The organism is Lentibacillus halophilus, from assembly GCF_055395055.1.
In genome coordinates this window covers 1,669,820-1,695,579 of record NZ_AP043750.1, presented here as the reverse complement: position 1 = coordinate 1,695,579, position 25,760 = coordinate 1,669,820, and the positions used below count along the sequence as shown (strand labels likewise).

The following is a 25,760-nucleotide window of genomic DNA, read 5'->3' as shown; positions in this document are numbered from 1 at the left end:
GAATACCGGAATGAGCATTTTTGAGCTAATAACCATTTTTGAACAAGAACGAAACGAACCACCGGAGTCCATTAACGCTCTATTGGATTTTTACCAACGTCAGTATATCACTGGAAATATCGACGTATGTCATTACCGGAAAATTTACCATTACTTGCATCGACAAGGTGCCATTTCAGCCCATGAATATACATAGGTTATAAACGTTGGAAGGCTGTGCACTATGCATTAGCCTTTCCACTTTTTTGTTTCCGTGACAACCAAATAATACCAGCTATAAAAATAACAAAGATTCCAGCAAACGGTACAATGACCAACCAATTCAATCCTGTATCATTCTCGGTAACATAAACTTCAGCTTTTTCTCTCGCCAATCCAATCCGGTATGTGCCTTCTTCATCAGCACGGACAAGATGATCTTCGAGAAGCCCTTTTAGCTGTTTGTCGTCAGGGATGTTATCTAACGTGACGGAGCGTGAATGGGTATCATTGTTAATCGCAATATAGACCGTCTCTCCTTGAAAAGATCGACTGAAGACACTCATCGCACCATCCGAACCAGCAAGCTCATAATCTCCATATTTTAGTGCTGGGAATTTCGAACGGATTGTCGCTATACGACCGGTGAATGTTTGCAAATCGTCATCGGCACTGTTCCATTGCACCATTCGCTGTTTGTCAGGAAAATTCTTCCCTGCCATCGGAATTTCGGACCCTTGTAAAATCATTGGTGCACCAGGGGCTGTATACAGATAGGTTAATGCCAATTTCCATGTTGTCAGGGGATTCCGCCCGTTGTTAACCAATCGTTTCGTGAATCGCTCAGTATGCTTGTTATCCAAATAATTCAGACTTTTGGGTTTGCCATCCGCTTGCCAAGCGTCATATACATCTTTAACCGGCGCACCGGGGTTAGCAATGGTTTTGGACATAGGGTTGTGCAAACCGGGGGCGTCCACTGCACTCATATGCGTTAGCTCGGCAAGGTCCCCATTGTAATCATCAGGATCAAGGATGTCAGCCAACTGCATAAACGATGCATCCTTCTGATTAATATGGTCTGTTAGCTTCTGCAAAAAGGCTTGATTCGCCTTATCAGCTGCATGGAACCGATAACCGTCAATGTCTGTTTCATCCATCCAAAAGTCGACTGTTTGCTTCAAAAACGATTGAACTTCCGGGTTCGTCTGATCCAGCTTCTTCGTCTTTCCAAGCCAGCGCTGCGACACTTCCGGATTCGTGTCCTGCACCCAATCAGCTTTATTCGGTTCATCAAGCATAGGACTTGTTTCAGCCACATAATTAGTAACAAACTCAAGAACCACTTTCATATCCCTGTTATGAGCTTCTTGCACCAATTTTTTCAGATCTTTCATAGTGCCGTAGTGCGGATCAATTTTACGAAAGTTTTCCACCCAATAGCCGTGATAACCACCAGGGGCATTATCCATAATCGGGGAAAGAATAAGGGTTGTATACCCCATTTCCTTCAAATGACCAAGTTTGTCTATCACTCCCTGCAAATCTCCCCCATGAAATGCACCCGGGTCATTCAAATCAATCGGCACATCTTGAGACTGATTCCCGTTATTGAAGCGATCGACCAGGATATTGTAAAAAATCTCATCATTGACCATCTCTGTTTCATTCTCGGCAGCAGCCGGATCAACCGTCCCGGTAGTCAGCATTACGGCGGTAAGCAGTATCGTTATTGCTAAAAACCTCATATATGTACTCCTTCATGGATAAAATAATAACTCTGCTTCTTTGATTAACCATTAATGCCAATAGTCACCCCGTTGTGGGGTGTTGTTGAAAGTGACTTCTTCTGAAAAAAGCTCTCTCGCCGGGAGAGAGCCTGATTCATTATGGCAAAAAGCCCAGACCAAGTCGACCAAATCCTAAAAGCAATGTAAGTATAACAGCGATGATGAGTTGGATCCACCAACTTTTTGTGGTTTCGTTTCTGCCTGATTTCAGACTGATCATCTCCATCGCGAATATGACCCAAATACCGGCCAATGCTTTGAAAATCGCCTCTCCCATTTGCGGACTGTTTAAGTACGCACCAAGCAAGGAGCCACCGGAATACAGAATCAATAAATAGTCCAAACGAAGAATCATTTGAACAATTTTGGCACCTTTCGACTTGTCCGCTTTATTCAATGCAAGAACAACGATAAAAAGGATGAATGCCAATACCCACGCTGTCACGTGCAAATGTGTATTCATTTATTGCCTGTTCCTCCTTCAACCATAGTTTTTCCTTTTACCATATATACTATATTAACATGTGCCTGCATGAAATTCATTTGAAAATTATTTGAATGGATTAAAAGAAGTAAAAAGACACAAAAACTGTTATAATAGGATGGAATGGAGTTTTAATTCGGAGGGATACTATGCAGGAAACAAGCCAGCAGATTATTGACCAAACACAGGAATATGGTGCGAAAAACTATCATCCACTTCCTGTTGTCATATCCGAAGCTGAAGGTGTCTGGGTTAATGATCCGGAAGGCAATCGCTATATGGATATGCTCAGTTCATACTCTGCGCTGAATCTGGGACACCGCCATCCCAAAGTTATCCAGACGTTAAAAAATCAAGCCGATGCTTTGACCCTTACATCCCGTGCCTTTCATAACGATCAACTCGGTCCCTGGTATGAAAAAATTTGCAAGCTGACCAATAAAGAAATGGCATTGCCGGTAAACACCGGAACGGAAGCGGTTGAAACAGCATTTAAAGCAGCTCGACGCTGGGCGTATGATGTCAAAGGCGTTGCCGACAACCAAGCAGAAGTTATTGTCTGTGAAGGAAATTTCCACGGTCGGACGATGACACCCGTATCATTGTCATCCGAAGCTGCTTATCAACGTGGTTTCGGCCCGTTGCTGTCAGGCATCAAAATCATTCCATACGGTGATGCAGACGCATTGAGAGACGCCATCACCGAGCATACAGCTGCTTTTTTGTTCGAACCTATTCAAGGAGAAGCAGGTATCAACATACCACCGGAAGGATTTTTAAAAGAAGCGTATGACATTTGCGCTGAGAACAACGTATTGTACATGGCTGATGAAATTCAAGCAGGTCTCGGCCGTACTGGAAAAATGTTTGCCTGTGACTGGGAAGATGTCACACCGGACGTTCTGATCCTCGGAAAAGCCCTCGGTGGAGGCGTCATGCCTATCTCCTGCGTTCTGGCCAATAAGGAAATTCTCGGTGTCTTCAATCCTGGATCACATGGGTCGACATTCGGTGGAAATCCGCTTGCTTGTGCCGTATCCACTACCGCATTAGAAGTACTCGAGGAAGAAAAACTGGCTGATCGTTCCCTCGAATTGGGTAATCACATGATGAATGAATTGAAGAAAATCAGCAATTCGAAAATCAAAGAAGTACGTGGCAAAGGGCTTTTTATCGGTATTGAATTAACCGAATCAGCTCGTCCATACTGTGAAGCCCTGAAAGAAAAAGGACTTCTGTGCAAAGAAACCCATGACAAAGTTATCCGCTTTGCGCCGCCGCTTGTCATTGAGAAGGACGATCTCGATTGGGCGATTGGACAGATTAAAGATGTATTAAAAGCCTGACATCGTCAAAGGGGCAGCTCCACCAGAAGGAGCTGCCCCTTTCGTTTTTCCATATAGCTTCAAGGTTTCACAAATACACATGCACGCATAAACTATATACATCAAAGGGGGGAAGTGCAATGCCGGCAAAAGTAGGTGCAGTTAAAATTAACAACATCGGAAACTCCAGCATTTTTAATATCGGCGACGTCTATGCCATGTCTCCAGAAAGCACTGCAAAAACCTATGCTGGCGGCGGCTCTTTCAACACTGGTGACGGAACATACATCAGACTCGGACAGTCACGAACGTATGTAATGGATAACGATCAGTCGGATCAAAATATCATTTTTTGAACAGGAGGTGGTATCCCTATGCATTTCACTATCCATCAATCCATCGCCATCCATTTCATTAAAATTGAGGCGATATCCAATTCCTCTGTCTTTCAAATTGGCAGCACTGGTAGCGTCCAGGCACAATCGGATATTCACAATACAGGTGGATACATCGAACCGGCTGAACCAGCGGAACCGATTGGCGAGCCTGCCATCATTCGATTGAAGCAACCTGAGCATTAACACAGATTGCTTACCCACGCATAGAATGTGATAGGTCTTTGCCCAGATTAAAGGAGGACACTCCATGAATAACTGGAATGATTATATCTATTATCTTCATCAGCGGATTGATGAACAGGATCAGCGCATCCGGTCACTTGAAACGAGAATGCAGGTTGCCGAAAACCATAAAGACGACAACAAACAGCAAACCGTTGAAAAAGTGGAGTACAATTTTGATCAGTTAAAAATTGAAAACTTGGAAGGCACACTGCATATCGGTTTATCCCCGGATGACATGAAAGGCATAGAAGACCTATCTGTTCCCGACACAGAAACGTCTCCGATTCATCAACAATTGAATTCCGAACTGAACACGTATCTGAATAGAAACGGGGAACAACTCGTCCGTGAAATAGCATCGCAGCACCAAATCTCTCCGGAAACCATCGATTCGACTGTTCTTATAGAGGATATTGCCAAACAGCTTCCTGACCGGATCGCCTTCTATGAACAAGAGGCTAAACGTCATCAGCGCAACCTTCACGACGATGAAACAAAATCGTATATTGCGGACCAGATTAAACATGAAATCCGCCACTCCTTAAGCAACTATATGGAAGGGAATGATCATAGATGAATATGGAAGTACACAATTGGGGGCTTCATGTCGATCATGTGAACGTTGGTACCGTAAGTGCATCATCCGTATTCCTGGTGGGTGATAATGAAAGCTTCACTCTCTCGTCGTTCTATGACACCCCGCCTGAAGCAGCCGCCATTGGGTCCATTGTTCCTTTATCAGGGTGACAAACCATGCAGCAGCGTACATCTTCCGTTCATAACATTAAATTAAACGGTTTAACATACAGCAGTATTGTTAATATCGGTGATGCAACCTATGCCCGTACAAACGCCAAGGGAATCGCCGTGCAAAAAGAAGGTGCTGTTTTTTCCGGTGATGATGACGTGCAATTTGAAGACTACTCTCTCTTTGACAGGAATGCGAATGTTCCGGCACAAAAATCGCCCGTCCAAAAACGAACACACCAGCACGAAGAAACCATCCATGTTGGGGACATCAACGTTACCGGTGTCAGTCAGGCTTCCATCTTCCAAGTAGGCAGTATCCACGAAGTGACCGGAGAAGCACGAATCAAACATTTCCGCCAGTATTTGCACGGTAGTATACACACGAACCAAGCGGATTCATAAGCTATCATATCATCATATCTCAAATGAAGAAGGTGTTGTTATGCCATCGATGGTCGGACCCATTAAGATAAACAGTGTTGGAGGTGGCGTGGTCAATTTTGGTGACTCCTTCTATCTTTCACCGAAAAGTTCCTCCAAAACAAGCACCGGCTCCGGCGCACAAAATACAGGTGATTTCATTTGCACGAATAATGGCGTCAGTTCAACCAACCCGCTGGATTCCGATGTTAGTGATCAAAATGTTACAGCCAACGCATAAAGTGAGATATCAAGGGATTGAGACATAACTGAACTGTTCAACCCTTAAGACGGATATTTAAAATCCGAACTGATTCAAAAAATATAAACAACCTTTGAATCATCGTTCGGATTTTTGATTCCATATTTTCATCAAGTTGTTTTTCGCAAAGGTTATGTCATCACAGCAGCATCACAATTTGTCCCCATCCATATGTCACATTTTCAATTCCAGTTGACGGGAGAAGAAATAAAGATGCGTTGCGGTTACTGGTTTTTTCCAAATGCGTTCCAAGGCTTCTTTATAAAGGTTCATTTGTACATTATACCGGTTGCGCAAGTCGTCCTTTACGGTTTCGGTTACATTTTCAGTAATGGTATCCGTCTTGTAATCAAGTATCGCCCAGCCACCGTCCATAGGTATGACACAGTCAATTACACCCTGAACAAGAACGTGCTCGTCTGTATAACTACTCCAGTCAGCATAGACGTTGCTTGCAGGCAGCGACAAGTTGAATGGAACTTCGCGATGGACCTTATCGGCGTTCATGATTGTTTGACCAATCGTTGTCATGAAAAATTGTTCTACCGCGCCCATATCGATCACATTCGCTTCCTGCCGAGTAAGAAATTCCTTTTCCACCAATGATTCCACCCATTCGGCAATCTCAGCCGACGAAATTGGTTTTTCCAATGGAATATGCTGCATGACAGTATGCATGGCCGTTCCTCGTTCGGTAGCAGTTAGTTCTTTTTTTTCCTGCATAAATGCTGGCCGTTTAATAATAGGGGGCTGAAACGGGGCGATAAATTGATCACCACTGTATTCATCCTTCTGCTCATGCTGACGTTTCAGCTCAGTAACGGTCTGTTTGGAACGGGATTTAGCAGCTTGCTGGTATGGATATTGATACGACAGACGGTTGGCGACTGCTTTGGTATAGGCATTCTCCTCCAGTTCCAATGGCTCCCAGTTAATCAGTTTTTCCTGGAGATGTATTTCCGCTGATTCAGAAGCCTCTCCAAGATTGGTATAAGTACTGCCATGTACCACCATTGTCTTCCATTCGGAAGGATCCAGACGTATGGCTTCCATAACGCTATCAGGCAAATCGATCGATCGAAGGGAATCATTCATCTTATGACGGATCAGCGCAGGCCCAACCCAATCCAGATAGGATCTTGATTGCACACGATAATGGGCCGGTAACATCCATTCTTTATGGACCATCATCTGCTCCCAATTCTCCTGTTTTTTGGCAAAAGAGGCAACATTGCCAACCATCAGCAATTTCTCTTTTGCGCGGGTCATGGCAACATACAGAACGCGCATTTCTTCAGCCAACATCTCACGGAGTTTTTCCTGTTTTATCGCATGATAATACAGTGTCGGATATATAATCCGCTTGATCGGGTCGATAAATTTGCTCGCCATACCGAGGTCCTTATGCAACAAATAACGGTTATTTAAATCCTGCAAGTTAAACTGTTTATCCATCGCGCCAAGAATGACAGCCGGAAATTCCAACCCTTTGCTTTTATGGATAGTCATAATTCGAACGACATCTTCCTGTTCACTGAGTGCGCGTGCTGCGCCTAAATCGTCTCCGCGCTCCTCCATTCGTTCAATGAATCGCAAAAATCGGAACAAGCCACGAAATGACGTTGTTTCATAGCTGCGTGCCCGATCATACAGAGCTCGTAAATTCGCTTGCCGCTGGCGTCCGCCCGGCATGCCACCGACAAAATCATAATAACCGGTTTCTCTGTAAACTTGCCAAATCAATTCGGACAGCGCACCTTGGCGTGATGCAAGACGATATCGAGCAAGACTATCCAGAAAGCGGCCAGCTTTGACGGCTGTTTCGTTCGTATGTTGACGCCGGAAAGCTCTTAGCGCGTCATAATACGCCCCGTCCCTATCCGCCAGGCGAATCTGACCAAGATCTTCTTCATTCATTCCGACAATCGGTGATTTCAACACTGAAGCAAGCGGAATATCCTGTCTTGGGTTATCGATGATTTTCAAAACGTTTAACATCACCTTTACCTCGATCGCATCAAAATAACCAGTCGACAAATCAGCATAAACAGGGATGCCTTGTTTTTTCAATTCATCCATAATGGTTGGTGCCCATGTCATCGAACGTAATAAAATAACGGTATCCCGGTATTGCAAGTCGCGTTGTGCATCCATTGTTTTATCATACACTTGCAACGGTGTGTTTCCATTTGTTCCGATCCATCTTTTGATCTTTTCCGCATAAGCTCTCGCTTCCAACTGAGCCTTTTCTAAATCCTGGTAGTCTTCCTGTTCCAGCGATACATCCTCCTGTTCGTCCGGTGCTTCCCGATCAATGATGAGCAGCTCCGGCTCGGGATCAGCAAGCGGAAGGGCATCATACCTGTCATTGCCGTACATTAATTCCGAATCCCGATTGTAGTCGATTTCGCCAACATGCTCATCAAGAATTTGCCGGAACACAAAATTTACCCCGTTAAGCACGTCTTCCCGACTTCGGAAGTTGCTGGACAAATCAATACGTCCAGCTAGGCTGGCTGCATCCGCGAAACGTTTATACTTTTTGATAAACAACGACGGTTCCGCATGACGGAAGCGATAGATACTTTGTTTCACATCACCAACCATAAACATGTTGCCGGAGCCCTGTTGATCACTGATAAGCGACAGAATCGTTTCCTGAACAAGATTGGTATCCTGATATTCATCCACAAGCAGCTCGGTAAATTGCTCATGCAAATTCCACGCTACATTTGACGGTTGGACGTATCCGGGCTGTGAAGTTGGATCCATCAAAAGCTGCATACAATAATGTTCTAGATCAGAAAAGTCAACTACCGCCCGTTCCCGCTTCTGTTCGGTGAAACGTGTTCGGAATTGTTTGACAAGTTCAGCCAAATGGCTGATAACCGGTGCCAGTTCCTGCATATCAGAAATATGATTAGACAGGTTGCGGCTGAACCATTTTTCTTTCATGTCATTCCAGCGTTTTTTATAGCGGTCACGCAATTTTTTCACGTTTTCTTTTTTGGATTCGTTACAGTCTACTTTTTTTCCGGATAGTCGGCTGAACGAGCTGGCAACCATAAACGATTGGAGCGAATCCCACGAATGGAGGCATCTACGTGCTTCCTGTAAATTGGAAAAATCGGATTCCACGGCATCAGCGTAGTGATATGGACCATCGCTTTCTCTCGTTACGTTCATCGCCAGCTGCATTTCGTGTTCCATAGCGTCCAGCTCGTTGCGGACCTCATTTTTAATAATATCCAACCAATCCAAATCATCCTCCTGCCAATCATCCGGTACTTTGTACACATCCGCAAGGCAATCAAGCCAGGATTCCGGCCAAGGATTCTGCATGGCAAATGTATATAATTTTAATATAAGTTCCTCCATATCAGCATCACTGCGGTCACTGGAAAAACGGTCGGCAGCAGCAAAAAACATCGCCTGTTCTTCGCCTTCTTTCCCATACCATTCTTCAAACAAGTCATCAATAACGTCCTGCTTGATCAAATCCGCCTCCATATTATCGGCTATCCGGAAAGCAGGATCCAAATCAAGCAAATAGGCATGTCGCCGTACAATATCAAGGCAAAAGGAATGGAACGTTGATATCGACGCACGCTGCAGCATTGACAATTGCTTTTTCAGGTGGTTAGAGGTCGGGTTTTCTGCCAGGTTCGCTTCAAGTGCCTGTCCAACCCGGCTTTTCATTTCTTGTGCTGCCGCGTTCGTAAAGGTGACAACAAGGAGCGAATCGATATCGACGGGATTCTCCTGGCGAATAAGCTTTTGGATAATCCGCTCCACCAATACGGCGGTTTTTCCCGAACCTGCCGCAGCGGCAACAAGGACATCGCTGCCATCTGTATAAATAGCTTCTTCTTGTTTTTTTGTCCAAGTGCTCAACGTTATTCCTCCCTCTGCTTGTGGCGGATTTGTTCAAAAATATCTTCATCATTCATATCCGTCAGCTTTCGGTAATTGTTCTCCTCGAGCGACGGATCGAATTGGCAGACCGATAAAAACGGGCAATACGTGCACGGAATCCGCCCCTTATGCTGATACGGGTTTAAATCAACGCCGCCTGAAGTAATATCTACACCGGCTTGAATCATAAGCTGGTGAACATGTTGCTGCAGCGCGGAGAACGATTCTTGGTCCGTTATTCTGGAATCGCTGTAAAACCCTCCGTTCTTTTTAACGCCGGCCGGAACAATGTGACTTTTTCCGGATTCGACGGATGTATCCATCAGTTTAACAACCTCTTCATCGGACAACAGCAATCCTTGCATTTTATACTTTTTAAATAATTCCCTTTCAATATCAGCATCGGTCATTTGTTTACTGATGGACAACATCGGATTGTGCACGTGAAAATAAAGCACGCCGGCTGGGTTTGCTTTGGTGCCGAGCCATTGCTCCGACTGGGACAGAACCACATCCAGATACGTCAACATTTGCAGGGCCAGCCCGTAATAGACTTCGAGTAAGTTCAAGCTCTGATCACTTGATTTATAATCAATAATTCGTAAAAATAAGCCATGGTCATTTTCTGCTTTATCAACCCGGTCAATACGCCCGCGCAGCATCAGCTCAAAGCCGTTTGGTAATGCGAGAGTAACCGGTTCAAGTGTCTGCCTGTCCCCAAAGCCAAGTTCAAGACCCACTGGAGTAAACTCACTCTGCCGGGCTTGCTCACTCAACATGTACGTTGCCCGGGTAATGACTTCCTGGAGTTTCTCTTGAATGTATTTATATCGGTTGGAACTATGCAAAATTTGATGTTGCAACGCGGGGGCCAGTTTCTCGACAGCCTGATGAGCATAGCCGGCACTGTCCGTTTTCGTGATTTGGGCAAATTCTTTTCCCTCGTTCTGAATCCATTCGGTAATTTTTTTTAGTGCTTCATGGAAAAGTTGGCCAATATCCGGAGCATCCAATTTATACGTTTTTCTCTCCTGCAGATTCAGGCTATAATTTGCAAAGTGTTGATACGAACAGCGGTAATAAGATTCCAGTCTCGATACACTTGCTCGCACCTGTTTTGGATAAAGATGATGCGCTGTATCCCGCGACAAGTGGACAGGCTGGTTTTGATAATGCAAGCTTTGCAATATGTTGTAAGTGGTGCTGTCTTTCGGTTCATGTTGTATATACCAGTTCAGCACATGCCACCATACATCCTTCATGGGGTACCCTTTACGGTTGCGCGCTAGTTGTGCCGTCAGTGCGGCTCGTGTTTTGATTGGTGTCGTAATGAATCGTTCAGCATCAAGCAATTCATCCGGATCCTGCAGCAGCATATGGTCTGCGCATGCCGGAAATAGTTCTTCCAGTCGATTAATCAGTTGGGATGGCATTTTTGATTTGCCTTCTTCATCACTTAACGGATAACTGACCCATAAGTAATCACTGGCGGACGTAAAAGCCGCATACATATAAAACCAATCATCAAGAAGTTGGCGACTCCCGCTTTCAGCCAGCTCAATGCCATGCTCAGAAAGAAGATGACGTTCCTGTTCATTGATCACGCCATCTTCTTCCGGCTTCATCGGCCATGTGCCGTCATTCACCCCAAGCAGCAAGGAGCACTTGACACCACTAATGCGCGAACGGTCAATGGTTCCGACGATAACATGATCGATGCTGGGTGGGACGTGGGCAAACGTGAGTGATTCGAATCCGGCTTCAACAGCCGAGCGAAACGTTTTGAGCGTCATCGTTTCATCGCCGGCCATTTCAACTATTTCATCAAACAGCTGAGTGACCGCATTCCACACTTGTTCTTGTTCCCGTCCCTTTTCCAGATCACCTTCTGAGTCATACATCTCCCGCATCTGTTCCAGTCGTCCAGGTACGTTCACCCGTTCCAAAAACAGATATATAGCCTCACATCGTTCACGTACGGTTTTTGCTTGACGGATCTCCCGGTCAAACTGCTGCAATGCCTGCACAACCTGGCTGCGATAGGCGTTAATTCGCTTTTGCGTCTCTATTTCCGCATCCGTCTGAGTAGAGCGATCAAAACCGCGGAAACGCTGGAAAATCCATTCATCCTCCCCGAGCCAACGCTCACGTGATCGAATGCCATATTCAAGGACGTAATTTTCCAATTCGTCAATCGCATCATCATTCAATGGGTATGTCGAATGAGCAGGCGGAATGAAGCCGGTTTTCAGCACGCGGAACACCGCATCATAACGCCAGTTACCGTCAACGACCTCCAGAACCGAACGAATCAGCTCAATCATTGAGTGATTCAGCATCGTACGTTTTTCATCAATAAATACCGGGATATCGTGATCACTGAAAATTGTTTCAATTAAGTCATGATAGACCTCGGTCTGACGCATAAATACAGCTATATCCCGGAAACGATAATGTTCCTCTCTGACGAGACGAAGAATCTCCTGAGCAACACCTTCCACTTCAGCTCGCGGATGAACCGCTTCGGCAATCTGAACGGGCGCTTCGCCTTCATAAACTGGTGCCGGCCGCACATCAAAATATCGCTCCAAATGAGCGAAATAGGGCCGGGTGTAAAATCTGTCAACTTCGGTCCCCAGTACGTCCGGCTCATAAGTTGAAATTCCGTTCGCCTGTGCGATTGTTTGAAGCACATGGTATGTTTCCTTCGTCTGATAGAATAAGTCAAGCTCAGAGGGACGTTCTACACCCGGAATATCCGTTGTTAATGCCACTGTCACTGACCGGCATTTTTTCAGTAAAGCTTTCACGACGAGTTGTTCTTTCGGTGACAGCTGGTGAAATCCGTCCATGTAGATGGTTGCGCCTTCCAACATCGGGGCATCTTTTATTTGATCGGCAAGCATCTGCAGTTGGTCCTCGCTGTCGACGTATTGACCTTGCAGAGCCATATTCAATTTTTCATACATATACGCCAAATCATTCAATTTACTGGCCAGTGTCATTTCACCTGGCTTCTTATGGACAAATTGTTTCATTTGTTCAACTTGCATATAAAGCATATCAGGGGTGATTCGATACCGTTTGAACTCAGTAATCATGGCTTCCAGTTGCTCAAGAAAACCTTGTTTTTCGAGCGTTTTCTGAAAAATGGTCCATTCGGTTTCCTTTTCTTCAATAATTTTCCTGAGCATCATTTGTGTACCGACCGAGCTGATAAATTGTCTTGTCCCGCCGCCGGTTTCCTGAAGCACGCGATAGGCCAGTCGTGAAAAGCTAACGACATGGGCACGGGTACTTCCCTCTATTTTCTCATCTTGAAACAGAGCATATTCCTGTTGAAACGTCATTTGATCAGGCACCATATAATAGATAGGCGCCCCTTGTGGATCAGCAGTCAACGCTTCTTTGATTTCATCCAAAATCTTTCCACTTTTGCCGGTTCCGGCTCTTCCCAGTAAGAATCGGAGTCCCATCTCTCCCGCTCCCTTAATGAAAAAATCAAACCTGTTCTCATTTTAGCAGAGAACAGGTTTGATGACACTTATCAATATATGTATGCTCTGGGCCCCTTCAGAGTCTGGTCAGCCGAAACCCAACTGAAGATCGGAAAAAGGCCAATACGTAATGTCCACTTTGCCAACAACGGTGTCAATCGGTATAAAACCGATTTTGCGGCTGTCCAGGCTATCTTTGCGATTGTCGCCCATAACAAACAATTTCCCTTCCGGCACCGTTGTCTTTCCGGTTGCTTCTTTCAATGTGAAATCACCGGTATAAGGCCTGATGGCGCTGGCTTTCTTGAACGATTTTAAAAACGGTTCTTTCATATATTCACCATTAATAAACAATTTATCATTCTTGTAAACAATGTCATCACCCGGCAAACCAATGACCCGTTTAACATAATCGTCCGTGTCATTGGCATGGAATACAATAATATCAAATCGATCCACATCCGTAAGATCGTAAACGACTTTGTTGACCATCAACAGATTGCCGTCATAAAGGGTTGGCTCCATCGATTCACCATTTACAATGTAGCTGGCAAACAGCTGTGACCGGAAAACGAAAGCCAGAACAACAGCCAATAAAATGATGGTAAAATATTTACGTATACTTTTTTTCTTCATAGCATGTTCCTCCAGGGTTTCGTTTTGCAGAAAAAGCAAGTGATTCTGCTTTTAACAGCATACCCCGGTCGTTTACTTTTTAACCTGATGTTTTTCCGAAAATTCTTTTTCTGTGGCTCTCCGATTTAACCGACGTTCCATATATTTCCCAAACACCCAGAACAATAGAATACATATTCCAACGACAATGGTTTTTACCGGATTTTTGGCGAATTCCAATATGCTGGATCCTACATACGCAATGGAAAAAATCATAACTGATTTGCCCATCAGGACCGCAAGAATAAATTGATGTGTGCTTATTCTGGATAACCCTGACACCACATTGATAACTGACGACGGTGAAAACGGAAAACACATCAGCAGAAACAAGGGGCCGAAGCCATGCCGTTCCACCCAGTTGGTCACCCGGTGCACTTGTTTGTTTCGACGAATGGCTTTGAACATGCGCTTATCTCCTAGTCGACGAATGACCAGGAATACGAGAATGGATCCAACACACGCTCCCAACCATGATAATATGAACCCTTTCCAAAGACCGTACGCCGCTGCATTGGCAAACACAAACACTACGAGCGGCAAGAAAGGCAAAAATGCTTCTATAAATGGTAAAAGGATTCCCGGCAGTGGACCAAGGCTTTCATATTCATTCAGTAATTCCAGGATATATTCATCCATCTTTCCCTGCTCCAGCCACAGCCTCCAATCCATCAGGCTGACGTTTAGCAAGTACATAACATCATTGTCCCCTCACCCATTCCATGCATCGATTCACAATTAGTATTTCTATCATCATTTTAAAATAAACGTCTACATCTGCCTAGCAGAATATAATTTTTTTGCCTCTTTCTTTTCATTTTAGTGTATTTTTTTGATTGTTTATCATATAATGAAATGGAACAAATGTTCGTTTACGGAGGAGATTCTATGCGCTATCTGACCGATGACGAATTACACCTTGCTTCACGGTTCTTATTTCTTTCCATGGCAATCACTGTCATACAGCAGGATATCCAGCATATTCAGGCCGGGACATTCAAAATAAAGGAGCCTTATCTTAACCTATTGGAAGCCATGAACACTAAAGCCATCAATGAACGCAATGATTTACGGAAAATGATGCGGGACAGAAACGTACAGGTTGTTGCGTTGAACAAGAGCCATTCTTTCTCATCCTACTTATTCGTTTGCAGCGGACGAGAGGAAAAACGAAATTACTTTAATCCGGTTATTCGCAAGCGAGTAAAATCAATTATGCAGGAACTTATGGATAAGGTTCAGCCACCACATCAACATGATCCCGCTGCGCATACTTAATGCGATTATCCAACATGTACCTGTATTGAGCCGTGCGCTGCACCTGATTAAGGATAGAGCCGAAAGATACGTCCAGCAAAATGGTTTTGCCGTTTTTAAAAATGATTTCTGTTTGCCGGTATGGACCTCTATTCACCTGTTCAATATGGGAATGGGCGATCCATGAACACTTGTGGCTGGATGGTGATGCGGTGGGAAAGAAATACATACCGCATGATGGAGCAATGGAGATCGGGGCCTTATGGGTAATGCCGCAAATACTGCGTGTACCTTCTTGACGACCTTTGAGACTCGAACCAAAAAATTTGCACGCATTTTCCATAATCTTGCTTGGGGTGTTTTCCACTATCCATGTTCCCTCCTCTTCCAACACCATGGCTGATGGCTTTGTATGGTTTTCGGGGGCCGCCACAATGGCCATCGTAAGCGGAGTAACTTCATATGTCGATGAATACATATTATTGATCATTTAATTTTCATCCTTTCATTGGCATGAAAAGAAAGAGGCATGACTATAATTTACCAGATTTTTTGCAAAAATGATAGAGGAAATTCGATTTTCATAAAAAAAGGACCAATACCATTCAGCGTCGGCTGGACAGAGTTGATCCAAATAGATGATGCGTTCGGAAATAGATGTCACATGAACGTCTGTTTCCATTCAATAAAGCAAACCAACGAACTCATCTCTCGAAATTTTACCGAGATAGTAGGAAACATCAACGTCGGCAAGTGCTTCGTCAATAGCCTTACGCTCATGACGGACACCGGTAAGCTTGTCCTCCAGTTCGCTGATTTCACCCAGTCCGAAAAAGTCTCCATAGATTTTACAATTTTCGATGATGCCATTCTTTACATCAAGCCGCACATCAACAAGGCCTCCGTCAAACTTATGTGACGCCTGTACGTTGAACTTCGGTGATCGCCCAAAGTTCCATTCCCATCTCTGATAGCGGTTTTCGGAAATGTTGTGGATCTCCTCCCAATCCGCTTCAGTCAATTCATAACGAGGGACATCGTTCACATCGTCCACATCAAAAACATATTTCAAAATCAATTCTTTAAACGATTCGATCGATATTTTTTCATCGAGATACTCGGAAATGTTGGCAACGCGACTGCGAATGGATTTGATACCTTTTGATTCGATTTTTTCTTTATTAACATTCAAAGATTCCACAACATTTTCAATAGCGGAGTCAAACATCAGTGTTCCATGGCTGAACATACGCCCTTTGGTTGAAAACATCGCATTCCCGGAAATTTTCCGTCCTTCAACAGCAAGGTCGTTACGGCCCTTCATGTCGGCAGGCACACCCAATTTATTCAAGACATCAACGACAGGCTGAGTGAATTTGGCAAAGTCCTGAAAGCTTTCCCCATCATCCTGTGTAATAAAACTAAAGTTAAGATTCTGTTCATCATGGTAAACCGCACCGCCACCGGAAAGACGCCGGACAACCTTAATATCATTTTCCTCCACATAGTCCGTATTAATTTCTTCCACACTGTTCTGGTTCCGCCCAACAATAATCGAAGGCCGGTTAATATAGAACAGCAGATATGTATCCTCTTCCCCGAAATGTTGTAAAATGTATTCCTCGATCGCCAAGTTAACCATTGGGTCGGTGATACCCTGATTATCAATAAATTTCATAGCAACGCCCCCTTGACTTAAATATTCCATATCTATCAGTGTAACCGAAATGGTTATACCATTCAAAAGTTATTATTTTTTTCCCAAGTCAGTCCTTCCCGCGCCAAATAAATGTCTCCGGAAAAATACACGCCGGCCTCATCAATTAGATCATGCGTATTACGATAGTGCGGCAGATGGCTAAGCAGCAATTCACCGACATGCGCCCCTTCTGCAATGGAGGCCCCTTCTTCACTTGTCATATGGCCTGCAACCGATCCGTTTTGATCCGCATAAAAATTACAATCCGTTATAAGAAGATCAGCGTCTTTGGCAAAATTCATCCATGTATCCATAAACGCTGTATCTGCTGTATAAACAATCGTCGTGTCGCCATCCGTAATGCGCATCCCGTAACACGGAACCGGATGAATAGTCTTCAGAAAAGTGATCGAAAACGGTCCGATCACCAATTCAGTATCCGGATCATAAGAAACACCTTCCGTAAATTTATGAGATAATTGACGAAAATGGTCGTTATCGTCCGTGTGTCCATATATCGGCAGCACACCCTTCTGTCCTGTCAAATAAGACTGCACGAGCCAAGCATGCTGCAGAACACCAATATCCGCCGCGTGATCGCTGTGATAATGTGAAAGGATAACCGCATCCAAATCCATCACATGTATCTGTTTTTGCAGTTTGGACAACGAACCACTGCCGGCATCCACCAACAGATTAAAACCATCTTTTTCCAATAAATAAGCAGACGTCGCACTATCCTGAGCCGGGTAAGCCCCCCAGAAACCAATAACGGTCAGCTTCACCTGTAATCACCTCGATTTTTAATTTTTGTTGTAACACAGTATTGACTTTTAGCATACTGTTATATTACAATATAAATAACAAATCAAAGGGGGATGCCATATGTATAACATTGTTGAGTTTTTCCGTAACCTGCCGGAGAAGAAGTGCCATCATTGCGGCCATACCATGCATGAGAAAGCCGACTGCTATGGCAACTTATGCGATGAATGTGATCATCCTGCTCTATGATCACCCATCTATTTCCATTGTACGTTAAACCTATATTTTCTTTCCACTGATACAGCTATGCACACAGCTGTATTTTTTTTTGGCGAAACGGTGGGGGAAATCATATTATTTCCATCTTGTATCGTTTATAATTGGATATGAAAACCAATCATATCAGGGGAGGAGTAAGGTAATGACTGCCAATCGGAACGTCCGCTCGGAAGTACCGGAAGAAGAAACATGGGATTTAACCGACCTATTTGCAACGAGAGAAGCATGGGAAAAAGAATTGAACGCCCTTCAGGCCAACGTCAGTGATGTCACCCAATATAAAGGAAGACTGACAACCAGTGCTCAGCAGTTATTAAACGGACTAAAAGCAAAAGACCATTTCGAAAAACGGCTCATCCGCGTTTCCACCTACGCCAGTCTGAAAGCAAGCGCCGATGGATCGGACCCCCAAAACCAAGCCGATTCGGCCAAAACGGCATCGGTCATGGCTGCTGTCGGGGCAAAGCTGGCATTTGTCGAAAACGAACTGCTGGCGCTTTCCCAGGACGCGATTGATTATTTTCTATCAGAAGAACCGGAATTGGAAACGTACCGAAAAAGCCTTAAGGACATACTGGAGAAAAAACCGTTCACCCTGGCACCAGAAATAGAAGAAACAGTCGCAGCACTTGAGGAGATACATAACGCCCCCTATATGATCTATGAACGCAGCAAAGCCTCGGATATGTCGTTTGAACCGATCACGGACAGTAACGGCGACCAATGGCCCATGTCCGAATCCCTGTTTGAGGACCGTTATGAAGGATCACCGGATACAACGATTCGGCGGCAGGCATATGACACGTTTTTTAAAACATTGAATCACTACAAAAACACCTATGCCGCAACGTATGCCACGGAAGTTACCAAACAGGTGACCATGGCACGTCTACGTTACTTTGATTCGGTCACGGACATGCTGCTGCACCCGCAGCAAGTCACGAAACCTATGTATCACCAACAGCTGGATATCATTCAGGACGAGCTGGCACCGCACATGCGCCGGTTTGCCCGTCTAAAACAAGAACAACTCGGACTCAAAGACATGCATTTTGCCGACCTGAAGGCACCTCTTGACCCGGAATTTAATCCGGAAACAACGTATGATGAAGCAACAGACACCATCCTTGAGGCGCTGCAGGTGATGGGACCAGAATATAGCAGCATCATAGAAAAAGGCATTAACAATCGCTGGGTGGACCGGGCAGACAATATCGGTAAACAGTCCGGAGCGTTCTGTGACCCCCCGTATGACGTCCATCCTTATATCATGATGACATGGACCGACACCATGCGGAGCGCTTTTGTATTGGCACACGAGCTTGGGCATGCCGGTCATTTTTATCTGGCAGGCGAAAACCAGTCCCTTGTCAATACAAGTCCATCCACTTATTTCATCGAGGCACCGTCCACCTTGAATGAATTGCTACTGGCCGATCATCTGCTTGCCAGAACTAACGACAAACGAATGCGACGCTGGGTTATCAGCCAGCTTTTAGAAACGTACTATCACAACTTTGTCACCCATCTGCTTGAGGGCGAATTCCAGCGCCGCGTGTACACACTGGCTGAAGAAGGAACAGCATTGACAGCATCTATTTTGACGGAACAGAAGAAAGAAGCCCTGCAAAACTTCTGGGGCGATGCGGTAACCATCGATGACAAAGCAGGACTAACATGGATGCGTCAGCCACACTATTACATGGGGCTGTACCCGTATACGTACTCAGCCGGACTGACCATCTCTACCGCCATGGCCGGACAAATCCGGAATGAAGGCCAGCCTGCCGTGGATCGCTGGCTTTCTGTTCTAAAAGCCGGCGGCACCTTGAAACCGCTTGAACTCGCCAAAAAGGCCGGCATCGATATGTCCAGTCCAGACGCTATCAAAGAAGCCGTCGCTTATGTTGGACAGCTCGTCGATGAACTGGAAGAAAGCTTTTGAATAAAGAAAGGGACTGGGATAAGATTGAACAAATCCTTTCTAAACACGAACAATATAGTTAAGACGTAGTCACCGCTCCGGAAAAACACTACGCTTTCACCTTGCCAGGCACAAGCGCGACATCTGTTCAAGCTTCCTTTGGTCGCTTTCACAGTGTCTTCTTTGCCGCGGGCGCTGATAAGCCTCCTCGTGCTCGTCGCGTTGCAAGGTTATTCGTCGAAGCCTACGCTCCTCGCAGGTCGCAGCCTACTCATGGAAGCTTTGCTTTGTGCTTATCGCACTGCGGGGTCTTATCTAGGCTTTTCATCCCGCAGGAGTCTCCGTGTTTTTCCTACGCTAAATGAAAATCCGAACTGATTCAGATTTTTCGCGAATCATAGTTCGGATTTTTATTTGACTAAACGTCTTTTGTCCCAGCCCGTTTTTTCTAGTTTTTTAAAAAATCAAGAACGTCTGCGACGGCTTGTTCTCCTTGGCCGATACAGTCCGGGATGCCGACGCCTTCATAGGAGCTTCCGGCCAAAAATACACCGGGAAGTTCTTTGTGCATCGATGCACGGACATGCTCAAGCATATCGTTATGACCGACTGTGTACTGCGGCATTGCATTCTTCCAACGGCTGATAACACTGAACTCAGGCTTTTGTGTTATATTCATGGTTTTGTTTAAATCATTCAGCACAATGTCGATCATGTCATCATCCGACAGATTGATCACATCCTGATCATCCGGTTTACCAACATAACAACGGACAAGCGCTTTGCCTTCGGGTGCCGCATTCGGCCATTTTTTATGAGTCCAGGTGCATGCCGTAATGCGATAATCGCTGTTTCGTGATACAACAAAACCGGTTCCGTCAATATCCTGCTTGATAGCAGATTCATCAAAAGCCATGGCCACATTCGCAACCGAATTAGAGGGAATCTCCTGAAAGCTGTCAAACAGATCAAATTGACTGAAAACTTTAGGCACGGTATAATGCGGTGTGGCCATCACAATCGCATCTGCTTTATGAACATCGCCATTGCTCAGAAGCACGTGATAACCGTGCTCTTTTTTCTCAACATGATCAATTCCGGCATTTTTTTCCACAATATCACCCAGAGACGCTTCAAGTTCCTCGATTAATGTTTCCAATCCGTTTTTGAAAGAAAAAAACACACCTTGTTTTTTTCCGTCGTTTTTGGTTTTTGGTTTTGGGTCGGTTTCCTGAAGCCCTTTAATCAGACTGCGGTACGTCTGTTCCAAATCGTAAAAGTTCGGGAATGTCGCCTTGATGCTCATCTCATCGATATTACCAGCATATATACCGGACAAAAGGGGCTCAATCTGATTTTCCACCAGTTGATTGCCAAAACGGCGTCGGAAAAAGCTCCCTAATGACTGATCCCCCTGTTTCCCCCTTGACATAATCAAATCCATTCCTGTTCGTAACTTTCCTGCTGGTGACAATATGCCTGAGAATAAAAAGGGGCGGATTTGCTTTGGAATGCCCATATAGGATCCTTTTGGCATTTTGTGTAGCTTGTCATTGACGAGAATATAAGACTGCCCTGTCCCATTTCGGACAAGTTGATCGTGAAGGCCGAGTTCATACGCCAGTTTCACAGCAGGTTGTTTGCGGGATAAGAATGAATCGGGCCCCTGTTCAATGACGAACCCGTTACGGCGAATTGTTTTTATCTTACCACCGAGCCGGTTGCCCGCTTCAACTAACGTCACGTCATATGGCAAATCCTTTTCCGCGATTTCTTTTTGCAAGTAGTAGGCAGTTGTCAAACCTGTTATGCCACCGCCTGCTATCAGTATTTTTTTATGTGTGCTCATTGGACTTCACGCTTCACTTTCTTCATCACGACATCAGCAAGAGTTGCGATAAACTGCGGGTGGCTATTCGGCATTTCCGGGCGGTGATAGTTAACACCAAGTTCATCACAAACCACCTTGCATTCATAATCGTTATCATACAATACTTCGAGATGATCAGCAATAAACCCGACCGGTGCATAAACAAATGACTCGTAGCCTTCCTGTTCATAAAGTTCGCGAGTCAGATCCTGCACATCCGGGCCGATCCATGGATCAGGGGTGTTTCCCTCGCTTTGCCAACCGATCGCATAGTTATCGATGCCTGTCGCTTCGGAGATAAGCCGTGCTGTTTCCTTGAGCTGCTCCGGATACGGGTCGCCGTCTTTCAGAATCTTTTCCGGAAGACTGTGCGCGGAAACGACCAGCACGGCTTTATCCCGCTCGTCAGCCGGCATACGGCCATAAACAGAGCCGATTTGATCAGCCCAGTACTTAATAAAGCCCGGCTCGTTATACCAGCTTTCAACTGATCCTATGTCAATCCCATAGTTTTCTGCGATATCATTAGCACGTTTGTTATACGATTTGACACTGAATGTGGAATAATGCGGCGCCAGAACAAGCGACACAGCTTCTGTAATACCGTCATCCGCCATCTGTCGGACGGCATCTTCAATAAACGGATGAATATGTTTCAAACCTATGTACGCCTTGAATTCAACCTCATCCTGCATCGAATTCAATTGGTCTTCAAGAGCTTGCGTCTGTTCTTCGGTGATTCTGGCTAGTGGCGAAATACCTCCAATGGCTTTATAGCGGTCTTTCAAATTCTGAAGTTGTTCCTCTGTCGGTTTTCGCCCACCGCGGATATCCGTATAATACGGTTCAATATCTTCTTCCTTATACGGTGTCCCATAAGCCATAACGAGCAGTCCCAATTTCTTTTTTTTCATTTTTACTGCACCTCTGCTTTCATCTTAGCGCTTGGCGTACGTGTGAATCAATGTTGTCAGTTTTTCAAGTGTTTCCGGTTTAACGTCCGGCGTAACACCATGTCCGAGGTTAAATACATGGTTCCCATCCGCGACACTTTCATCAAGAATCGCTTTTGTTTTCGTCTCAATCGTCTCCCAATCACTGATCAGCACAGCCGGATCGAGATTGCCTTGCAGCACTTTGGTAATCCCCATCTTTCGCGCTTCGGTAATGGATGTACGCCAGTCAAGCCCAATGACATCAACCGGAAGGTCATTCCATTCCAGCAGCAAATGCCGCGCGCCAACACCAAATATAATCAGCGGCACCTGTTTTGTCCGCAGTGCGGAACAAATACGATGCATCACCGGTTTGATGTAATAACGGTAATCATCCACACTCAGTGCACCAACCCACGAATCAAAAATTTGCACCGTTCTCGCTCCGGCATCAATCTGTGCTTTCATATAAGCAATGCTCATCTCCGCCAGTTTATCCATTAATGCAAACCAGACGTCCGGCTGGCTGTACATCAATGCTTTTGTTTTACTGTAATTTTTGGACGGACCGCCTTCAATCATGTAACTGGCAAGTGTGAACGGGGCCCCGCTAAAACCAACGAGCGGCACATTTAGCTGTTCTTCTGTAAGCAAACGAATCGTATCGAGTACATAGGACACATCCCGCTCGGGGTCAAGCATGCCCAGTGCCTCCACATCCTGAAAATTCGTGATCGGATTGTCGATTACCGGGCCGATGCCTTTTTTAATTTCCACTTCCATTCCCATTGCCGGAAGCGGGGACATAATATCCTTGTACAAAACAGCCGCATCCACCCCATAGTGCTCGACCGGTAAACGAGTCACATAAGCACAAAGTTCCGGCTGATGTGTAATTTCAAACAGCGAATATTTTTCTTTCAGTTGCCGATACTCCGGCTGCGAGCGACCCGCCTGACGCATAAACCAAGCGGGTGTATAATCTGTTTTTTCCCCATTATAGGCTTTGATAATGGTATCATTAATGTTTGTAGTCACTTATTTTCACCCTTATTAAAACGTATCTCATCTGTATTCACTATAGCGCTTTCCAGCTGTACTGCATAGCAACCAACGACGATTGTCATCATTTTGTCTTATTCAGAGAGAGTTTGACCGTATTGGACTTCTTGCCTTCCTTATCTGTCAACGGGTTGTACGGGACCACGTAGTATCGGGACGAGTCGAAAAATGGGAAAGGCTTAATCGTATACTCGTTATCTCCTTTTACTTTGCCAATTTGTTCATCCGAGCCGTCTTCCTCCCGATAAATACGATAAACGATTCGATCATCAGCAGACTCCGTCCATTCCAATGTTCCTTTCAGAAATGACAGACCGCCAAATGAATGATTCCCGTGTAATGTTATGTTTGTTGGTAAGTCTATTGGTTCCGGTAAATCTGAAACATTGGCGGGCTTATCAAAGGAAGCTGTCAACGGGGTTTGGTTGTTCATTTCAGACAAAATAGCCTTTGTTAAACGTGTCGGCGCTTCACTGCCAGTTGTCAGATAATGGGTCTTATCGGATGTGTCATATCCTATCCACGTAGCCATGGCATACTTGGGCGTAAATCCTGCAAACCATGCATCCTTGACGGCCCCTTCCACATGCGGATGCTGTGTGGATCCGGTTTTACCGGCCAGCGCTTTTGAATAATGTCCCGCGCTGGCTGTTCCATCCGCAACAGCTGATGAGAGCATACGTGTCATATTCCAGGCCACTTGCGGACGAAATACCGATGTCGTTTCTGGATCTGCTTGATGAATTACCTCGTCATCCCGGTTCATCATTTTTTCAATAGCGAATGCGTCGATGGTTTTGCCGCTATTGGCAAATGCCCGATAACTTTGCGCCATTTTTAGTGGCGTCACCCCTTCAGACAGGCCACCTAGTGCAATCGCCAATCCATCATCCTGAATAGGCATACCGAGCTGATTCAGATAATCTTTAGCATACGGGATGCCAATATCATTCAAAAGCCAGACAGCGGCAGCATTTTTTGATTCTATAAGCGCTTGATAAATGGAGACCGAACCGGCATATTGTCCATCATAATTGGTCGGGGTATACCCATCAATCGCTTGTTTCTTATCCTGAATCAATGAATACGGGTCGTAGTTGCCTGTCATCATGGCAGGACCATAGACTGCAAGCGGCTTTATTGCCGATCCGGGCTGTCTTTTTACCGTCACCCGGTTCAAATTCCCGAATTCATAATTCCGTCCGCTCATAGCCGCAGCAACCTCACCGGACTGTTGGTCCAGCATCACAAACGCCCCTTGCACGCCGTCGGTATTCCCCGGGAAATGGCTATCATTCTGAAATTGTCGGTAAGCAATCTTCTGTGCTTCCGGATGGACGGTGACAACAATTCGATAGCCGCCGCGCTGTAATTCGTCCATAGATAAATGGTATCGGTCCGCTGCTTTCTGAACAGCTAAATCAATGAAACCGGCTGCCCATGGTTTAGGTTCGTATGTCTGTATGTTTAGCCCAAGCGTCCGACCCTGTGCCTGCATACGCTTTTGTGTTGCAATGTTTTCGGTATCTTCCATTGCCTCCAAAACCACATTTCTGCGTGTTTCAGCCTTTTTCGGGTGTCTGATGGGGGAATAGCCATTTGGGGCTTTTACAAGACCTGCCAGAAGTGCCCCTTCGGAAAGAGTGAGATCTTGTGCCGATTTGTTAAAATACATCCTGGATGCTGCCTCAATTCCATATACACCGTGCCCGAAATACACCTCATTCAAATACAGTTCCAGGATCTTATTCTTAGAGAAACGGCGTTCCAAATGAATAGCAGCCATAGCTTCTTTCGTTTTGCGCATCCATGTTTTGTCATTTGTTAAAAATAAGTTTTTCGCAAGTTGCTGCGTAATGGTGCTGGCACCTTCCACTTTGTCCATAGCAATAATGTCACGGTAAACAGCGCGGGCAATCGATTGGAAGTCAATCCCTGCATGATCATAAAAACGCCTGTCCTCCGTCGCTATAAACGCTTCCTGCACATGGTCCGGTATGGATTCAAGCGTGACGGGTATCCGATTTTCATGATATAATTTACCAATGACTTCTCCGTTGCGTGTCTCTAACGTTGTTGTGGCATCAAGGATCAAATCGTCCTCATCCACAACAAATCGGCCGCCGAACAGAATAACAGCATAGCCAATGATTCCGATAACCAAAAGAAACAGGAGCGACAGAAGAAGCCATTTTAATCGTTTCATCGTTTTATCCATTCACCTCTTTCTCAGTATACGACAATTTTTA

Annotated in this window: 24 protein-coding genes; 11 read left to right on the top strand and 13 right to left on the bottom strand. The window is 45.1% G+C overall.

The window, feature by feature from the left end; translation table 11 throughout:
* The first annotated feature begins 10 nt into the window (after positions 1-10).
* Positions 11-196: a YppF family protein gene (gene yppF, locus ACZ5Q7_RS08300; protein WP_343752006.1), complete on the top strand. Its 186-nt coding sequence runs from the start codon at positions 11-13 to the stop codon at positions 194-196.
* A 25-nt stretch (positions 197-221) separates the two neighbouring features.
* Here yppF and ACZ5Q7_RS08295 read toward each other — a convergent pair whose 3' ends face one another.
* Positions 222-1,727 carry an alpha-amylase family glycosyl hydrolase gene (locus ACZ5Q7_RS08295; protein WP_343752007.1) on the bottom strand — a complete coding sequence of 502 codons (1,506 nt, stop codon included), beginning with the start codon at positions 1,725-1,727 and terminating at the stop codon, positions 222-224.
* A 139-nt stretch (positions 1,728-1,866) separates the two neighbouring features.
* Positions 1,867-2,232, bottom strand: a complete 366-nt coding sequence (locus ACZ5Q7_RS08290; RefSeq protein WP_343752008.1) for a YisL family protein — start codon at positions 2,230-2,232, stop codon at positions 1,867-1,869.
* A 170-nt stretch (positions 2,233-2,402) separates the two neighbouring features.
* On the opposite strand from ACZ5Q7_RS08290, the gene ACZ5Q7_RS08285 reads away from it, so the two are divergent.
* The 7 genes from ACZ5Q7_RS08285 (at position 2,403) to ACZ5Q7_RS08255 (ending at position 5,612) form a co-directional block, all read left to right on the top strand.
* The gene (locus ACZ5Q7_RS08285) at positions 2,403-3,599 is read left to right on the top strand and encodes an ornithine--oxo-acid transaminase (protein WP_343752010.1); all 1,197 of its coding nucleotides are present in this window, start codon (positions 2,403-2,405) and stop codon (positions 3,597-3,599) included.
* A gap of 119 nt (positions 3,600-3,718) precedes the next feature.
* Positions 3,719-3,934 (top strand): spore germination protein, encoded by a 216-nt coding sequence (locus ACZ5Q7_RS08280; protein ID WP_343752011.1) that lies wholly within the window; start codon positions 3,719-3,721, stop codon positions 3,932-3,934.
* Positions 3,935-3,952: 18 nt separating this feature from the next.
* Positions 3,953-4,159, top strand: coding sequence for a spore germination protein GerPE (locus ACZ5Q7_RS08275; protein WP_343752013.1), 207 nt, complete (start codon positions 3,953-3,955; stop codon positions 4,157-4,159).
* A 64-nt stretch (positions 4,160-4,223) separates the two neighbouring features.
* Positions 4,224-4,778, top strand: a complete 555-nt coding sequence (gerPC, locus tag ACZ5Q7_RS08270) for a spore germination protein GerPC (protein WP_343752014.1) — start codon at positions 4,224-4,226, stop codon at positions 4,776-4,778.
* A complete protein-coding gene (locus tag ACZ5Q7_RS08265) occupies positions 4,775-4,948 on the top strand; it encodes a spore gernimation protein GerPD (RefSeq protein ID WP_343752015.1) in 174 nt (57 codons plus the stop codon). The genes gerPC and ACZ5Q7_RS08265 overlap by 4 nt, the downstream gene beginning before the upstream one ends.
* Before the next feature lie 6 nt (positions 4,949-4,954).
* A complete protein-coding gene (locus tag ACZ5Q7_RS08260; protein WP_343752017.1) occupies positions 4,955-5,353 on the top strand; it encodes a spore germination protein GerPE in 399 nt (132 codons plus the stop codon).
* A 40-nt stretch (positions 5,354-5,393) separates the two neighbouring features.
* The gene (locus tag ACZ5Q7_RS08255; RefSeq protein WP_343752018.1) at positions 5,394-5,612 is read left to right on the top strand and encodes a spore germination protein; all 219 of its coding nucleotides are present in this window, start codon (positions 5,394-5,396) and stop codon (positions 5,610-5,612) included.
* Between the two features lie 195 nt (positions 5,613-5,807).
* On the opposite strand, the gene addA is transcribed toward ACZ5Q7_RS08255, so the two are convergent.
* The 4 genes from addA to ACZ5Q7_RS08235 form a co-directional block, all read right to left on the bottom strand.
* A complete protein-coding gene (gene addA / locus ACZ5Q7_RS08250; protein WP_343752019.1) occupies positions 5,808-9,527 on the bottom strand; it encodes a helicase-exonuclease AddAB subunit AddA in 3,720 nt (1,239 codons plus the stop codon).
* A 2-nt stretch (positions 9,528-9,529) separates the two neighbouring features.
* Positions 9,530-13,024, bottom strand: a complete 3,495-nt coding sequence (addB, locus tag ACZ5Q7_RS08245; RefSeq protein WP_343752020.1) for a helicase-exonuclease AddAB subunit AddB — start codon at positions 13,022-13,024, stop codon at positions 9,530-9,532.
* Between the two features lie 108 nt (positions 13,025-13,132).
* Positions 13,133-13,681, bottom strand: coding sequence for a signal peptidase I (gene lepB / locus ACZ5Q7_RS08240; protein ID WP_343752021.1), 549 nt, complete (start codon positions 13,679-13,681; stop codon positions 13,133-13,135).
* A 72-nt stretch (positions 13,682-13,753) separates the two neighbouring features.
* On the bottom strand, positions 13,754-14,416 hold the full coding sequence (locus ACZ5Q7_RS08235) for a TVP38/TMEM64 family protein (RefSeq protein WP_343752022.1): 663 nt from the start codon (positions 14,414-14,416) through the stop codon (positions 13,754-13,756).
* Between the two features lie 192 nt (positions 14,417-14,608).
* Here ACZ5Q7_RS08235 and ACZ5Q7_RS08230 point away from each other — a divergent pair, with 192 nt between their 5' ends.
* Positions 14,609-14,998 carry a YhjD family protein gene (locus tag ACZ5Q7_RS08230; protein ID WP_343752023.1) on the top strand — a complete coding sequence of 130 codons (390 nt, stop codon included), beginning with the start codon at positions 14,609-14,611 and terminating at the stop codon, positions 14,996-14,998.
* Here ACZ5Q7_RS08230 and ACZ5Q7_RS08225 read toward each other — a convergent pair.
* From ACZ5Q7_RS08225 to ACZ5Q7_RS08215, 3 genes are all read right to left on the bottom strand, one after another.
* Entirely contained in the window at positions 14,946-15,467 is a 522-nt protein-coding gene (locus ACZ5Q7_RS08225; protein ID WP_343752024.1) for a competence protein ComK, read from the bottom strand. The two genes, ACZ5Q7_RS08230 and ACZ5Q7_RS08225, sit on opposite strands and share 53 nt — an antisense overlap.
* Positions 15,468-15,659: 192 nt before the next feature.
* Positions 15,660-16,655: a lipoate--protein ligase gene (locus ACZ5Q7_RS08220; RefSeq protein WP_343752025.1), complete on the bottom strand. Its 996-nt coding sequence runs from the start codon at positions 16,653-16,655 to the stop codon at positions 15,660-15,662.
* 62 nt (positions 16,656-16,717) lie between these two features.
* Positions 16,718-17,461 (bottom strand): MBL fold metallo-hydrolase, encoded by a 744-nt coding sequence (locus ACZ5Q7_RS08215; RefSeq protein WP_343752026.1) that lies wholly within the window; start codon positions 17,459-17,461, stop codon positions 16,718-16,720.
* Between the two features lie 100 nt (positions 17,462-17,561).
* On the opposite strand from ACZ5Q7_RS08215, the gene yhfH reads away from it, so the two are divergent.
* Both yhfH and pepF read left to right on the top strand, forming a co-directional pair.
* Complete coding sequence (gene yhfH / locus ACZ5Q7_RS08210) at positions 17,562-17,690, top strand: protein YhfH (protein ID WP_343752027.1); 129 nt, start codon at positions 17,562-17,564, stop codon at positions 17,688-17,690.
* A 172-nt stretch (positions 17,691-17,862) separates the two neighbouring features.
* Entirely contained in the window at positions 17,863-19,665 is a 1,803-nt protein-coding gene (gene pepF, locus ACZ5Q7_RS08205; RefSeq protein ID WP_343752028.1) for an oligoendopeptidase F, read from the top strand.
* 427 nt (positions 19,666-20,092) lie between these two features.
* Here pepF and hemY read toward each other — a convergent pair whose 3' ends face one another.
* From hemY to ACZ5Q7_RS08185, 4 genes are all read right to left on the bottom strand, one after another.
* The gene (gene hemY, locus ACZ5Q7_RS08200; protein WP_343752029.1) at positions 20,093-21,493 is read right to left on the bottom strand and encodes a protoporphyrinogen oxidase; all 1,401 of its coding nucleotides are present in this window, start codon (positions 21,491-21,493) and stop codon (positions 20,093-20,095) included.
* Positions 21,490-22,428: a ferrochelatase gene (hemH, locus tag ACZ5Q7_RS08195; protein ID WP_343752030.1), complete on the bottom strand. Its 939-nt coding sequence runs from the start codon at positions 22,426-22,428 to the stop codon at positions 21,490-21,492. The genes hemY and hemH overlap by 4 nt, the downstream gene beginning before the upstream one ends.
* A gap of 24 nt (positions 22,429-22,452) precedes the next feature.
* Entirely contained in the window at positions 22,453-23,487 is a 1,035-nt protein-coding gene (gene hemE / locus ACZ5Q7_RS08190) for a uroporphyrinogen decarboxylase (RefSeq protein ID WP_343752031.1), read from the bottom strand.
* Between the two features lie 88 nt (positions 23,488-23,575).
* A complete protein-coding gene (locus ACZ5Q7_RS08185; RefSeq protein WP_343752033.1) occupies positions 23,576-25,729 on the bottom strand; it encodes a transglycosylase domain-containing protein in 2,154 nt (717 codons plus the stop codon).
* Positions 25,730-25,760 lie beyond the last annotated feature (31 nt).